Annotated in this window: 13 protein-coding genes; 5 read left to right on the top strand and 8 right to left on the bottom strand. The window is 66.5% G+C overall.

The window, feature by feature from the left end:
• Positions 1–47: 47 nt before the first annotated feature.
• The gene (gene acnA, locus LCM15_RS14560) at positions 48–2,819 is read right to left on the bottom strand and encodes an aconitate hydratase AcnA (RefSeq protein ID WP_224857630.1); all 2,772 of its coding nucleotides are present in this window, start codon (positions 2,817–2,819) and stop codon (positions 48–50) included.
• Positions 2,820–3,049: 230 nt separating this feature from the next.
• On the opposite strand from acnA, the gene LCM15_RS14555 reads away from it, so the two are divergent.
• Positions 3,050–3,757: a DUF1223 domain-containing protein gene (locus tag LCM15_RS14555; RefSeq protein WP_224857629.1), complete on the top strand. Its 708-nt coding sequence runs from the start codon at positions 3,050–3,052 to the stop codon at positions 3,755–3,757.
• Here the strand turns inward: LCM15_RS14555 and LCM15_RS14550 are convergent.
• The 4 genes from LCM15_RS14550 to purB all read right to left on the bottom strand — a co-directional run bounded on the left by LCM15_RS14550 (position 3,721) and on the right by purB (position 7,635).
• Positions 3,721–4,608, bottom strand: coding sequence for a lysophospholipid acyltransferase family protein (locus LCM15_RS14550; RefSeq protein ID WP_412103292.1), 888 nt, complete (start codon positions 4,606–4,608; stop codon positions 3,721–3,723). The genes LCM15_RS14555 and LCM15_RS14550 overlap by 37 nt on opposite strands.
• 173 nt (positions 4,609–4,781) lie before the next feature.
• Positions 4,782–5,834: a flagellar motor switch protein FliG gene (locus tag LCM15_RS14545; RefSeq protein WP_224857626.1), complete on the bottom strand. Its 1,053-nt coding sequence runs from the start codon at positions 5,832–5,834 to the stop codon at positions 4,782–4,784.
• 139 nt (positions 5,835–5,973) lie between these two features.
• Positions 5,974–6,126: an adenylosuccinate lyase gene (locus LCM15_RS14540; RefSeq protein ID WP_224857624.1), complete on the bottom strand. Its 153-nt coding sequence runs from the start codon at positions 6,124–6,126 to the stop codon at positions 5,974–5,976.
• Between the two features lie 204 nt (positions 6,127–6,330).
• The gene (purB, locus tag LCM15_RS14535) at positions 6,331–7,635 is read right to left on the bottom strand and encodes an adenylosuccinate lyase (RefSeq protein WP_224857621.1); all 1,305 of its coding nucleotides are present in this window, start codon (positions 7,633–7,635) and stop codon (positions 6,331–6,333) included.
• Positions 7,636–7,839: 204 nt separating this feature from the next.
• Between purB and LCM15_RS14530 the strand changes: the two genes are divergently transcribed.
• Together LCM15_RS14530 and LCM15_RS14525 are read left to right on the top strand one after the other, a co-directional pair.
• Entirely contained in the window at positions 7,840–8,247 is a 408-nt protein-coding gene (locus LCM15_RS14530; protein ID WP_224857683.1) for a DUF6314 family protein, read from the top strand.
• Between the two features lie 127 nt (positions 8,248–8,374).
• Entirely contained in the window at positions 8,375–9,676 is a 1,302-nt protein-coding gene (locus LCM15_RS14525) for a DUF3422 family protein (protein WP_224857619.1), read from the top strand.
• Here LCM15_RS14525 and LCM15_RS14520 read toward each other — a convergent pair.
• Positions 9,667–10,416, bottom strand: a complete 750-nt coding sequence (locus tag LCM15_RS14520; protein WP_224857617.1) for a hypothetical protein — start codon at positions 10,414–10,416, stop codon at positions 9,667–9,669. The two genes, LCM15_RS14525 and LCM15_RS14520, sit on opposite strands and share 10 nt — an antisense overlap.
• 124 nt (positions 10,417–10,540) lie before the next feature.
• On the opposite strand from LCM15_RS14520, the gene LCM15_RS14515 reads away from it, so the two are divergent.
• Complete coding sequence (locus tag LCM15_RS14515) at positions 10,541–11,416, top strand: glycosyltransferase family 2 protein (protein ID WP_224857615.1); 876 nt, start codon at positions 10,541–10,543, stop codon at positions 11,414–11,416.
• Positions 11,417–11,555: 139 nt separating this feature from the next.
• Here the strand turns inward: LCM15_RS14515 and LCM15_RS14510 are convergent, their stop codons facing one another.
• Positions 11,556–12,086: a hypothetical protein gene (locus LCM15_RS14510; RefSeq protein WP_224857613.1), complete on the bottom strand. Its 531-nt coding sequence runs from the start codon at positions 12,084–12,086 to the stop codon at positions 11,556–11,558.
• A 367-nt stretch (positions 12,087–12,453) separates the two neighbouring features.
• Complete coding sequence (locus LCM15_RS14505; protein WP_224857611.1) at positions 12,454–13,827, bottom strand: M20/M25/M40 family metallo-hydrolase; 1,374 nt, start codon at positions 13,825–13,827, stop codon at positions 12,454–12,456.
• 298 nt (positions 13,828–14,125) lie between these two features.
• On the opposite strand from LCM15_RS14505, the gene LCM15_RS14500 reads away from it, so the two are divergent.
• Positions 14,126–14,329, top strand: a complete 204-nt coding sequence (locus LCM15_RS14500) for a hypothetical protein (RefSeq protein WP_224857609.1) — start codon at positions 14,126–14,128, stop codon at positions 14,327–14,329.
• The last annotated feature ends 34 nt before the right edge of the window (positions 14,330–14,363 follow it).

Below are 14,363 nucleotides of genomic sequence, written 5' to 3'. Positions count from 1 at the left end.
TAGGGCTAAGGCCACCCGCACCGGAGCGCGGGTGGCACGATCAGATATCAAGCGGAGGCGAGGTCGCGCAGCACGTAGTGCAGCACGCCGCCGTGCTCGACATATTCCTTCTCGATGGCCGTATCGATGCGGCACTTGAGCGTGATCTCCTTGGTGGAGCCATCCGCATAGGTGATCGAGCAGGGCACCTCGGCCAGCGGGGTGATAGTGTCGAGACCGGTGATCGACACCGTCTCCTCCCCGGTCAGCTCCAGCGTCTTGCGGGTGTCGCCGCCGGTGAACTCGAACGGGATCACGCCCATGCCGACGAGGTTCGAGCGGTGGATGCGCTCGAAGCTCTCTGCGATGACCGCCTTCACGCCGAGCAACGCCGTGCCCTTGGCTGCCCAGTCGCGCGAGGAGCCCGCGCCATACTGTTCGCCGCCGAAGATCACCAGCGGGGTGCCTTGCTCCTGATAGGCCATCGAGGCGTCGTAGATCGAGGTCTGCTCGCCGTCCGGGCCCTTGGTGTAGCCGCCCTCGACGCCGTCCAGCATCTCGTTCTTGATGCGGATGTTGGCGAAGGTGCCGCGCATCATCACCTCGTGGTTGCCGCGCCGCGAGCCATAGGAGTTGAACTCGCGCACGGGCACCTGACGCTCGATCAGGTACTGTCCGGCAGGCGTGCTTTCCTTGAACGAGCCGGCGGGCGAGATGTGGTCCGTGGTGATCATGTCACCCAGCAGGGCCAGCACCTTGGCGCCCTCGATATTGGTGATCTCGCCCGGCTCCTTGGACATGCCCTGGAAGTAGGGCGGGTTCTGCACGTAGGTCGAGGTGGCCGGCCAGTCATAGGTCTCGCCGCCGTTCACTTCCACGGACTGCCACTTCTCGTCGCCCTTGAATACGTCGGCATATTTCGACTGGAACGACTCGCGGGTCACCGTCTTCTCGACCAGCTCGGCGATCTCGGCATTCGAGGGCCAGATGTCCTTGAGATAGACGTCGTTGCCGTCCTTGTCGGTACCGATCGGATCGCTGGAGATGTCGACGTTCATGTCGCCCACCAGCGCATACGCCACCACCAGCGGCGGCGAGGCGAGGTAGTTGGCGCGCACGTCGGGCGAGATCCGGCCTTCGAAGTTGCGGTTGCCCGACAGCACCGAAGTGGCGATCAGGTCATAGTCGTTGATCGCCTTCGAGATCGGCTCGTCGAGCGGGCCGGAGTTGCCGATGCATGTGGTGCAGCCGTAGCCCACGAGGTTGAAGCCCACCGCGTCGAGATCCTCCTGCAGGCCGGCGGCTTCGAGGTAGTCCGAGACCACCTGCGAGCCCGGCGCCAGCGAGGTCTTGACCCACGGCTTGCGGTTCAGGCCAAGCTCGCGCGCCTTGCGGGCGACGAGCCCGGCGCCGATCATCACGTAGGGGTTCGAGGTGTTGGTGCAGGACGTGATCGAGGCGATCACGATGGAGCCGTCATGCAGCTGGTAGGCGCCGTCGTCGGTCTTGTACCAGCCCTTGTTGTGATGGCCCTCGTCGCCGGGGATCTCGGTGGGCTCGGGCGCGCCGCCTTCGCCTTCCCAGCGCACTTCCTCCTTTTGGGAGGCGTCCTTGCCGGAGCGGATGCCCTCGACGAACTTGGCAAAGGCCGGGGCTGCGCCGTCGAGCGCGATGTAGTCCTGCGGTCGCTTGGGGCCGGAGATCGCGGGCACGATGGTGCCCATGTCGAGCTCGAGCGTGTCGGTATAGACCGGATCGTAATCCGGCGTGCGCCAGAAGCCGTTCTCCTTGGCATAGGCCTCGACCAGCGCGATGCGGTCCTTCTCGCGGCCCGTCTGCTCGAGATAGCGGATGGTCTCGGCGTCGATCGGGAAGAAGCCGCAGGTGGCGCCGTATTCGGGGGCCATGTTGGCGATGGTGGCGCGCTGCGCCAGCGGCAGGTTGTCGAGGCCGGAGCCGTAGAATTCGACGAACTTGCCGACCACCCCCTTCTCGCGCAGCATCTCGACGACCTTGAGCACGAGGTCGGTGCCGGTGGTGCCCTCGACCATCTCGCCGGTGAGCTTGAAGCCCACCACCTCGGGGATCAGCATCGAGATCGGCTGGCCGAGCATCGCGGCCTCGGCCTCGATGCCGCCCACGCCCCAGCCCAGCACGGCGGCGCCGTTGACCATGGTGGTGTGGCTGTCGGTGCCGACCAGCGTGTCGGGATAGGCGACCTCCTGGCCGTCCTGATCCTTGTCGGTCCAGACGGTCTGGGCAAGATATTCGAGGTTCACCTGGTGGCAGATGCCGGTGCCCGGGGGCACGACGCGGAAGTTGTTGAACGCCGACTGGCCCCACTTGAGGAACTCGTAACGCTCGATATTGCGCTCGTATTCACGATCCACGTTCATCTGGAAGGCGCGCGGGTTGCCGAACTCGTCGATCATCACCGAGTGGTCGATCACAAGATCGACCGGGTTCAGCGGGTTGATCTTCTGGGCGTCGCCGCCAAGCGCCTTGATGCCGTCGCGCATCGCAGCAAGGTCGACCACCGCCGGCACGCCGGTGAAGTCCTGCATCAGCACGCGGGCGGGGCGATAGGACAGCTCGCGGTTGCCCTTGCCGCCATTGGTGGCCCAGTCGGAGAACGCCTTGATGTCATCCACCGAGACAGTCTTGCCGTCTTCGAAGCGGAGCATGTTCTCGAGCACGACCTTCAGCGCCGCCGGCAGCTTGGAGAAATCGCCGAGCCCGGCCGCCTCGGCGGCGGGGATGGAATAATAGGCATAGCTCTTGCCGTTCACCTCAAGCGTCTTGCGCGTCTTGGATGTGTCGTGTCCGACCGTGATGGGCATGTCTGGCTCCCTTGCATGATGGCTGGAGAAAAGCGTGTGCTTCTCGAATAACTGGCGCATGAGCATCTAGTCTTCAAGGGCTTTACGCCAAATTGTATACCGTAGGATACCAATTATTTGCATCGGGGCCACTGTCAGGGCGCTTCACCCGCTCTCGCAAAACCTTGATTGGTTATTTCAGACGCGTTTGGGTAGGCCGGATCGGGGGAAATACAGGGAAAAGACGACCGATGCTTCGACACAGCCGATGGCGCCAATGGATCGCTGCTGCCTGTCTTGCCGTTTCGGCGACGGTGGCAGGCGCAGAAGAGCGGCCCGTCGTGGTCGAGCTGTTCACCTCGCAGGGCTGCGCCTCGTGCCCTGCAGCCGACGCGATCCTGGCCGAGCTTGGCGAGCAGGAGAACGTGATCCCGCTGGCGCTGCATGTCGATTACTGGGACTATATCGGCTGGAAGGACAACTTCGCCGATCCGGCCTTCACCCAGCGGCAGAAGGGCTATGCCCGCTCTGCCGGGCGCCGGTCGATCTACACGCCCCAGATGATGGTGGGCGGGGTCTATGACGTGGTGGGGTCGCGCCCAATGAAGGTGGTGGACGCGATCCGCCATGCCAGCGAGACGCCGGCGCCGGCGCGGGTCAGTCTGAGCCGCGACGGTGACACGCTTCAGATCACCGCCCAGCCGCTGGCGGCGCTTCCGGAAACCGTGGTGCAGATGGTGCGCTATTCACCGCGCGAGCGGGTCGAGATCCTCGACGGTGAAAACGCCGGGCGCGAGATCACCTACACCCACGTCGCGCATGGCTGGCAGGTGCTGGGGGTGTGGAACGGCGAAGAGGCGCTCGAAATGAGTGTTTCGCTTGAGGGGGCCGACCCGGTGGTCGTGATGCTTCAGGAAAAGGATCACGGCGCCATTCTTGCCGCCGCGCGCTTGCGCTGACGCTTGGCCTGCCGCTTCGGTTTCCAGCGGCGGTGAATCCAGAACCATTGTCCGGGGTCCGCCTCGATCCGTGCTTCGAGCCGGCGCGTCGCTGCACGCATCATCTCGACCGGATCGCCGTGCGGGATCGGCGCCTCGAACACTGCCTCGAAAGAGACGCCGTCGGGCTGGCGGATGCCGAAGAACGGCACGAAGAGCGCGCCGGTCTTGAGCGCGATCTCGGCGCTCGAGGTCAGGGTGGGGGCGGGCTGGCCGAGGAAGTCGATCGGCGTGCCGTCGCTGCTGTAGACATCGAAGAGCAGCACGCCCATGCCGCCGCCGCGGATGTGCTTCAAAAGCCCCATGGTGCCGCGCCGGCCCTGTTCGAAGACCGGGTCCGACAGGGCGTGCATGTTGGCGGCGTAATGGGCGTTGAAGAACGGGTTGGCCATCGGACGGTAGAGCCCGCCGATGCGCCAGCCGCGCGCCACCAATGCCGCGCGCGGGGCTTCGAAATTGCCGTAATGGCCGGTGACGAAGAGCACCGGGCGCCCCTCGGCGCGGGCGCGCTCGATCTCCGGGAGGCCGTCGCCCGAGACCGGGGCCTCCTTCATGCGCTCGAGCAGGCCGGCCACGTCGTAATTCTCGATCATCGTGCGACCGGCATTCTCGGTCACCTCGTCGGCGATGCGCTGGCGCTCGGCCTCGGGCAGGTCGGGCCAGACATGGGCGAGGTTGTCGAGCACGCGCGAGCGATAGCCGGCGAGCGGGGCAATGACCCGGCGCACGGCCCAGCCCATGACCCTCAACCGGGCGCGCAGGGGCAGGGCGAGCGCGAGTGCGATCAGACCGCGCAGGGCGCGGTCCGCCATCCAGTCGGCCCAGCCGCCGCGCGCTGTGTCCTTGCTCTTGCCCAAGCGTCCGCTCCTGTCGTTGCGGGCGAAGAGATAGGCCGCGCGGCGGCGCGGCACAAGCGCCGGGTCCGGGATGGGGGCTGCGCGGCGGCCTCGCGCCGGGCCGGGCCATCGCGGTCCGGCCCGGACGGTCAGTCGTCGTCGCCGTCGGGATCGCGCAGCTCGATCTCTCCGGTGGCGATCAGGTCGCGGATCGCCGAGACGACCTCGTTCATCGCGGTCTCCCCCTTCTTGGCGCTGACGCTCATCCCGGCGGCATCCTCGCGCAGCGAGCCGGACATGCGCTTGGAGACGCTCTCGAGGATGAACTCGACCGCCTTGAGATCGTCTTCGTTGCTGGCGGCGGCAATGGCGATGGTCAGCACGTCGCCGGGCACGTCGCGGGTGATTTTGGGGACATCCTCGGGCTTCAGCCGCTCGGGGATGTTGGCGAAGGTGAAGATGGCCCTGCGCACCGCCTCTGCGAACGCCTTGTCGGTTTCTTCCAAACCTTCGAGCACCTCGTCGCGCTTGGCGCTGGCGGCGTAGTTCAGGATCGCGCCGACCCGTTCATTGGGCTTTTTCTCGAAGGCGCGGAGCGGTTCGGCATCGAGCTGCGCGGCGATGCTGAGGCCGATGCGATCGACCGCCTCGGGGCTGACACCGGCGGTCATCGAGATGGCATAGCTGATGCGCCTGGCGCGATCACCGGGCAGGCGGGCGAGCACCTTGGCGGCCTTGGCGGTTTCGATCTTCGACATCATCACCGCCGCAACCTCGGTCGACTCGCCCAGCACCAGTGCCTCGAGCCGCTCTTCGTCGAGGGCGTTGATCCGCTCCCACGGGTCGCCGGTCTGGCGCACCCCGGCCTCCTTGCGCAGGCGCGCGGCGGTGCGGTGGCTGATGCGCCCGTCCAGCGCCGAGAGCGCCCCGGCCATGTCGCCGGGAAAGGACAGGCCGATCTGTTCAAGCTCGTTGGCGAATTCCTCTATCACGCTGTTGAGCGTCTCGCGGTCGATATAGCGCATCCGGCCAAGCTGCGCCGTAAGCTCGGCCTGCAGCTCGTCGGGCAGGGCCGAGAGCGGCACATCGGCGCCTTCGTTAAGCAGGAACTGCACCACGATGGCGGCCTTGGCCCGCCGGGTGAGAGGACCGCGACCCGAGGAGGGGCCGGGAAGGGTGGCGAGAGAGGAGGCGTGAGACATCTTGCACCGCTTCGGATGGGACCCCGTAAGAGGTAGCGCGACGGGGTTAACGAAGCCTCACCAGAGATGCGGCACGGGCGGTCCGGGCAATAAAAAAGGCGGCCCGGCGGGCCGCCCCGGTCAGATTTGCAAGGGGCTCTCAGCCCGAGATGACCTTGCAGCTGTGGCTGGCAGAATCGTAAACCATGCCGTCGGCGCAACTCATCTTGGCCTGATCATGCGCCGGGCAGGCCATGGCGAGGGCCGGCGCAACCACGAGGGCAGCGGCGGACAGGACTGTCTTGATCGTCATCTTGTGTCCTCCTGTTGCAATGCAGGCAGGCTAGCATGGAGTGACGTAGCGGCAAAAGGAAACCGGATCGAGGCGGCTGTCACAGGGGCGTGACGGGCGCAGCGGTGGGCAAAGCCCCGGGGTGCGCCGGCGATGCGCCACGGGGGAGCTTGCCTCCGGCCGGCAGCGCGTCGCGCCCGGCCGGAGGCCATGGTAAGGCGCGGCTTATTCGCCGAAGACGCGCTTGAAGATCGTGTCGACGTGCTTGGTGTGGTAGCCCATGTCGAACTTCTCGTTGATGCCGTCGACACCGAGCGCGGCCACGACCTCGTCGTCGGCCAGCAGCAGCTCGCGGAAATCGAGACGCTCTTCCCAGACCTTGAGCGCGTTGCGCTGCACCATGGAATAGGCGTCCTCGCGGCTCACGCCGGCCTGCGTCAGCGCCAGCAGCACGCGCTGGGACATCACCAGCCCGGGGAACTTGTTCATGTTGTCGAGCATGTTCTGCGGGTAGATGATCATCTTGTCGACCACGCCCGCGAGGCGGTTCAGGGCGAAGTCGAGGGTGATGGTGGCGTCGGGGCCGATGCCGCGCTCGACCGAGCTGTGCGAGATGTCGCGCTCGTGCCAGAGCGCCACGTTCTCCATCGCCGGGATCACCGTCATCCGCACGAGGCGGGCGAGGCCGGTGAGGTTCTCGGTCAGCACCGGGTTCTTCTTGTGCGGCATCGCCGAAGAGCCCTTCTGGCCCATCGAGAAGAACTCGGCGCCCTCCAGCACCTCGGTGCGCTGCATGTGGCGGATCTCGATGGCGATGTTCTCGATCGACGAGGCGATCACGCCGAGCGTGGCGAAGAACATGGCGTGACGGTCTCGCGGGATCACCTGGGTCGAGATCGGCTCGGCGCGCAGGCCGAGCTGCTCGCAGACATGCTCCTCGACCGCCGGATCGATATTGGCGAAGGTGCCGACGGCGCCCGAGATCGCGCCCGTGGCGATCTCCCACTTGGCTTTCTCGAGACGGTTCTTGTTGCGGTCCATCTCGGCGTAGAAGCGGGCGAAGGTGAGGCCCATGGTGGTGGGCTCGGCGTGGATGCCGTGGCTGCGGCCGACGCGCACGGTCATCTTGTGCTCGAACGCGCGCTTCTTCAGCGCCGCGAGCACCTTGTCGACGCCCTCGAGCAGGATGTCGGCGGCGCGCACGAGCTGCACGTTGAGGCAGGTGTCGAGCACGTCGGAGCTGGTCATGCCCTGGTGCACGAAGCGCGCCTCGTCCGAGCCCACATGCTCGGCGAGATGGGTGAGGAAGGCGATGACGTCATGCTTGGTCACGGCCTCGATCTCGTCGATGCGGGCGACGTCGAACTCGACATCCTTGGCTTTCCAGACGGCCTCGGCATTCTCCTTGGGAATGACGCCGAGCGCGGCCTGCGCGTCGCAGGCATGGGCCTCGATCTCGTACCAGATGCGGAACTTGGTGGCGGGCTCCCAGATCGCGGTCATCTCGGGGCGGGCATAACGGGGGATCATCGGCTATCCTCGGGGTTGCGTGCGGGTTGCGCGCGTCATAGGGCGTGGCGGGCTGGGCGGCAAGGGTCGGCTGCCTTTGCGGCAGGCGGGGCTGTGCGGAAGGGGCCGGAAGACGGGGGCTCCGGGCGCAGGGGGGGCGCTGCCCCCGCCGCAGCAGAGCTGCGACTCCCCCGGAGTATTTTGGACGTAGAGAAGGGCTGGGCGATGCGCGGGTTGGAGGGGTTTCTCGGGACATGGCAGCTCGCGCGGGAGATCAGCCACGGCGATGGCAGTGCGGCGCGCTTCGAAGGGGGTGCCGAGTGGCGGCCCGAGGGTGCGGGCGCGGTCTATGTCGAGCGCGGCGAGCTTGTCATGGGGCAGGGGCGCTTCGCGGCCGAGCGGCGCTACCTCTGGGACAGCGACCTGCGGGTGTTCTTCGAGGACGGGCGGTTCTTTCACCAGGTCCCGGCGGAGGGCGGCGCGGCGGCGCATTGGTGCGATCCCGACCAGTACGACGTACACTACGATTTCAGCCGCTGGCCCGAATGGCAGGCGCGCTGGCATGTGCGGGGGCCGCGCAAGGACTATGTCATGGTCTCGCACTACCGGCCGCTGCCGCCGGCAAAGCGGTGAGATTTCCGAGGCTTGCGCCCGGGTATACGGTTGTATCCCGCTAAGGGTTTGAAAGGGCTGGTGAAATTTTCTTTACTTCGGGGCGGGGCCTTGTAGGTTTCGCCAGATCACTGCCCAAGGACGCCCCATGCCCCCGATCGAGGATCACCCGCTGCGCTACCAGCTCGCCAACGAGCTGCACGCCCGCCCGTTTCCCGCGCTGCAGGCGCCGGCGCGAGCGGTCTATCTGGCCATCAAGAAGGCGCAGGACGCGGCCTCGCGCGACCGCTCGGAGGATCTCGATCACCTGATCGACCTGCTCGACCGCTACGGCACCCAGCATCCCCAGCCCGGCGCCACCCATTTCACCGCGGCCATCGGCAAGCACGTCTTGAAATGGGAGCAGCATACCGAGTTCGTCACCTACACGGTGTTCCTCAACGGGCTGGGCGAGCGGCCTTACGACCCGGCGGATTTCGAGGTCTTTCCCGAAGACTGGCTGCGCGAGGCGCCGGGCGTGCGGGTGACCTCGGCGATGCTGCGGATCTGCGAGCGCCCCGAGGACGAGAGCCGGATCAACGATCTGACGCGGGACTGGATGGTGGCGGACAGCCTCGCGGTGAGCCGGGTGATCGACGATGCCGTCGTGGTGGCGGGCGACTTCCGCATCGACGAGGGCGGCCATTTGCGCTTCGCGGTGTTCCCGCGCAGCGATGTGGGGGTACGCCGGGTGGGGCGCATCGTGCAGCGGCTCTGCGAGATCGAGACCTACAAGGCGATGTCGATGCTGGGCTTCACCCGGGTGCGGGCGATCCAGCCGCGGATGACCGAGATCGACGAGGAGCTGACCCGGCTGATGACCGCCATGACCCATGGTAACGCGCCCGAGGAGGAGACGCTGCAGGCGCTGCTGCGGGTGTCGTCGGAGCTCGAGACCCTGTCGGCGCAGACTGCGTTCCGGCTCTCGGCCACCGGCGCCTACGAGGCGCTGGTGACGCAGCGCATCGCGGTGCTGCGCGAGGAGCGCTTCGAGGGGCGGCAGACCTTTCGCGAGTTCATGGCGCGGCGCTTCGATCCGGCCATGCGCACGGTGAAGAGCGCCGAGAAGCGGCTCGAGGCGATGTCGGCGCGGGCGATGCGGGCGGGCGACCTTCTGCGCACGCGGGTCGAGGTGAAGCGCTCGGCGCAGAACCAGGACCTGCTCGAGAGCATGGACCGGCGCGCCGGGCTGCAGCTGAGACTGCAGCACACCGTCGAAGGGCTCTCGGTCGTGGCGATCAGCTATTACGCGGTGTCGCTGGTGGCCTATCTGCTTTACCCGGTGGCGGGGATGGCGGGGATCAGCAAGGGCCTGATGACGGCGCTCGTGGTGCCGCCGGTGGTGCTGGCGGTCTGGCTCGGGCTCCGGCGCATCCGTGCCCGGGTCGAGGGCGGCGAGGCTCACGAATAGCGGTAGCCCAGATCCGCCTCGCGCCCGAGATCGAGCTGACTTTGCAGGAAGGTGAGATCGTCGGGCGCAAGCCGCTTGGGGGTGGCCGGGCGGTCCTCGACCGACGGCAGGAACCGCGACCCGAGGCGCTTGACCACCGGGCGGTAGGGCTGCGGCGCGGGCGGCAGCGAGAGGCGTTTCTCCAGCGTTTTCAGAAAGCTCTCGGGGTGTCCTTGCACGGTTTCCAGCCGGCAGAGGATCACCGAGCAGCCGCGGTTCAGGAAGCCCAGAAGCCCTTCGAGCTTGGCACGGCGCAGATCGAACAGGTTGGCGAAGGGCGCCCCGGTCAGCGGATGGCGGTCGAGCTGCAAGGCCTCGCCGCCGCCGCCATGCGCCTGCACCTGCGGGAAGTAGCGCGGCCGGTCGGCGATGGTGGCCCACTTTGCGCGCAGGAAGGCGGCGAAGGGCAGGCGCTGCATCTCGGGGGGGCAATGCCAGGGTTTGGCGTGCATCGACAGCGCCCATTCGGCCGCATGGCGGATAACGCAGATCACCACGAGGTCGGCGGGGATCGCGGTCATCTGCGGAAAGCCGTGCTTCCAGCCGAACTCGTCGCTCGGGGCCAGGGCGGTGTTTCGCCCGATCAGCCGCTTGACGTAGTTGGTGCCCGAGGAGCGCTCGCCGAAGACCTGATAGCGGGTGATCCTGGCTCCGGTCAGGGCGAAATGCAGTCCGGTCTCAGAGAAGTCGTCGGGGATCATCTGGCTGGGCCTCGGCGTGATATGCCCGCAACGCTGTCGGGCCGGGCTGGCAATGGCGATTCTCTTCGGAACGACCTGCCGATAGGCTATCGTCGGGGCAGCTGGCAAGAAAGGGATGGGACGGATGCAATCGGTCGTGGCGGCGGTGACAATGATGCGGGACGATGCCTTCTTCCTGAAGGCATGGCTGCGCCATTACGGCGGGATGCTGGGGCGCGAGAACTGCTACATCGTCAACCACGGGCGCGGCGACGCGGTGGCGCGGCTGGCCGAGGGCTGCAACGTGATCGGCATCCCGGGCGATCCGCATCCGAATTTCGACATGAAGCGCTGGCGGCTGCTGAATGGCCTCGTCGCGGGGCTGCGCGGGTACTACAGCCATGTCATCGTGGGCGATGTCGATGAGCTGGTGGTGCTCGACCCCGAAGAGGGGCGCGGGCTGGTCGATTACCTCGCCGAGCAGCCGCTGCGGCGGGTGCTGACGCCGCTGGGCCTCGAGGTGATCCACCGCATCGACATCGAAGAGAAGCCGATCGAAGGGCAGATCCTCGGGCCGCGCCGGCACGTGCGGTTGGCGCCGCATTATTCCAAGCCCTGCGTGATCTCGCTTGGCACCAAGATCGCGCGCGGCGGGCATTTCACGCAGGCGTCCAAGCTCTTCACGCCGGAGCCGCTCTACCTGTTTCACCTGAAGTTCTGCGATTTCGGCACCTATGTCGAAGCGATGGACCGCCGCAACGCCGTGACCGACGAGATCGGCGTGAGCGTGAAGGAGGCCTCGATCGGGCGCCACTGGTTCGCGGAGGCGCGAGGCGAGGATCGGGCGCTGTTCGAGGCCTTCGCGAAGCTGCCGATGCAGGAGGGGTTCGACCTCGCTTGGGTGCGCAAGCGCATGAGGCGGAGCTGGAAGGCGCGGGGGGAGACAGGCTATTGGCAGTTCGAGCGCCCCGAGTATGACCAGCAATACCTGCTGCCCGAGCGGTTCAGCGGGCTATTCTGAGCGGTCGGTATGGGACTGCGTGACCCTTGGCAGCAACAGCGCTGACCGCCAGGAACGGCGATCAGCGCGCGTGGGCGTTTCCGATGCGTGAGGGAAGCGCGATCGGTCGGCGCGTCACGATAGGGTCAGGGGGCCGGCCTCAGTTCATGCTGTTCGAGGCAGCGAGGGAAATCGCGGCGAAATCGATCTTCGTCGTGGAGGACGCAGCGGTGAACAGGGCGCGCGAGTTCTCATCGATCAGGCCCAGTCCGGCATCGAAGACACTCGGCGGCGTGTAGACCAGCGCCCCGGCTGCGAGGGCGCCGGCCAGAAGGCCACCTGAGTTGCGCTTTCCGGCGCTGGTGCGCCGCGCCATCAGGAAGCGGAAGAGGTGAAGCCCGAGCATCACCGCCGACATGGCGAGCAGACCGGCCAGCATGAAGAGCACATGGTCGTGGTATTCGGTAGGCAGGGAGCCCTGAAGCAGGCTGTGCTCGATATGGCCGCGGTTCCGGGAGACCGCGATCACCAGATAGGCCCAGCCGAACCCAAGGATCAGCGACACGAGAGGGCGTGCGGGCGAAGAGAAGGTCGTCGTCGCAGCACCACGGCGCGAAACGCTGGCGTCGACGCGGCCAACCCGTGCCTTGAAGTCCTGCTGTGTCAACTTGCGAAACGTGTAGTTTCTCATGTCCCGTGTCCCGGCCCGTCAGTTCGTCTTGCCGGTAAGCTGTTCCAGTCTTGCCTCCGGCGGCCCGGCCTCTCGGCGCTTTGCCTGAGAGCCTTGGCGATGGAGGCGGTGACCGGGGGCCGTACCGAACCTTATGGGCAGGCTAGAGGGAGAACATGGCGGATTTGTGCGGCGAATGGGGCTGCAACGGGTTCTGAAAATGAAGATTGTCCGAGTATTTTCGGTATCTTGCAGGGCGCTGCCCGGACAGTGGCAGCTTTGCGGCGACGAGAGGGGCTTTTTGCCACGTTCCGTGGCGCGGAACCCGGGTCAGGCGTCGCTGCTGGGGGACGTTCGATTCCCGAACGCCCCCCAGCATGGACATACGTCAGGACGAGATGGCGTCGAGGATCCGCGCCCAGCTGCGGATGCCCATGTGATAGCTCTCGAGGTCGTACTTCTCGTTGGGCGAATGGATCTGGTCGTCATCCTTGCCCCAGCCGACCAGCATCGCGTCCATGTCGAGGATGGTCTTGAAGTAGCCGGCGATCGGGATCGAGCCGCCGCAGCCGGCATAGGCCGCCGGGTCGGGCCACTCGTCCGACAGGGCCTTGCGCGCCGCTTCGAAGGCAGGGTGCTCGGTCGACATCTGCGAGGCGGGCGAGCAGCTGTGGTCCTTCCACGCGACCTTGCAGTCCGCCGGCAGCTGCGCCTCGACCCAGGCGCGGAAGTTCTTGCGGATCGCCTCCGGGTCCTGCGTGCCGACGAGGCGGAAGCTGATCTTGGCGTGGGCCTCGGAGGGCAGCACGGTCTTGAAGCCGTCGCCGGTATAGCCCGACCAGATGCCGTTGATCTCGGCGGTGGGGCGGGCCCAGATCATCTCTAGCGGGGTGACGTGGCTCTCGCCCGCGGGAACCGACAGGCCGACATCGCCGAGAAAGCCTTCGGCGTCGAAGCCAAGGCCCGCCCACTGCGCTTTGATCTCGTCCGAAAGCTCGGGCACGCCCTCATAGAGCTCGGGCACCTGGATGACGCCGTTGTCGTCGAACAGCCCGCCGAGAATCTTGGTCAGCACGCGGGCGGGGTTCATGGCGATGCCGCCATACATGCCCGAGTGCAGGTCCTTGTCGGGGCCGGTGATGGTCATCTCCTCACCGAGCAGGCCGCGCAGCATGGTCATGATCGCCGGGGTCTTCGACTGGAACAGGCCGGTGTCGCAGATCAGCGCGATCTCGGCCTTCAGCTCGTCGGCATTCTCTTTCATGAACGGCACCAGCGAGGGCGAACCGCTCTCTTCCTCGCCCTCGAGGAAGAAGGTGATCTTGCAGGGCAGGGAGCCATGCTCGGCCTTCCATGCCCGGCAGGCCTCGATGAAGGTCATAAGCTGGCCCTTGTCGTCCGAGGCGCCGCGGCCGCGGATCACCTTGCCCTTGGCGGTCTCCTCGATGGCCGGGTCGAACGGATCGCGGTTCCAGAGGTTCAGCGGATCGACCGGCTGCACATCGTAGTGGCCATAGAACAGCACGTGCGGGCCGGGGCCGTCGACATGGCCCACCACCATCGGGTGGCCCGGCGTGGCGCGCTTTTCCGCGCTGACGCCCAGCGACTGCAAATCCGCTACCAGCCAGTCGGCGGCCTTGTCGCACGCGGCCTTGTAGGCCGGGTCGGTGGAGATCGACTGGATGCGGAGAAGCTCGAGCAGACGATCGGTTGCGGCGGGAAGATCGCTGTCGATGCGGGCGAGAACGGCGTCAAGGGACATGCCATGGGCTCCTGTGGGTGTCGGGAAATGGGTTCGTCGCGACCCTAGCAGCGCCGTGGGCACTGTCCAGTGCGGGCTCTGTCGGACCGGCAGGATCGCCACGCGACAGCGTGGTTAAGAGGCGTAAGTAGAGAGTTCGGGCGGGCGAACAGGGCGAAGAGAGGGCGACCGGTCGGTAAGAGGGCGACGTTGGAGAGGGGGCGTAAACGGTCCCAAGACTCCGCGCGCTGGGCGTGGGGGGCAACGGCATCCGGGGGGGCGCAAGGTTGGCGTTTGCGAAGTTTTTCGAGAAATTTCGATGCTGCGACAAGCTGTCCCGGCGGGGCTCACGCTTGCGGGAGGGCAGGGCAAAACGCTTGAATTGCTGCATTTGGGCGGTATCTATGCGCCCGATCCCGATGCGCCCCGAGAGACGACGCCGGAACATGATCCGAAAGTCTTGATGCAGATCAAGGCCGCGACTCTTAGTCTCTTTCTAAACCGTGGACAGGATGCACTGTGAGCGTTATCCATTCACGACCGTGAATGCGGGTGGA

Origin of the sequence: Salipiger bermudensis (assembly GCF_020171625.1) — a bacterium.
GTDB classification, from domain to species: domain Bacteria; phylum Pseudomonadota; class Alphaproteobacteria; order Rhodobacterales; family Rhodobacteraceae; genus Salipiger; species Salipiger bermudensis_B.
The sequence above is the reverse complement of the archived record's forward strand: the minus strand, read 5'-3'. Positions and strand labels throughout refer to the sequence as shown.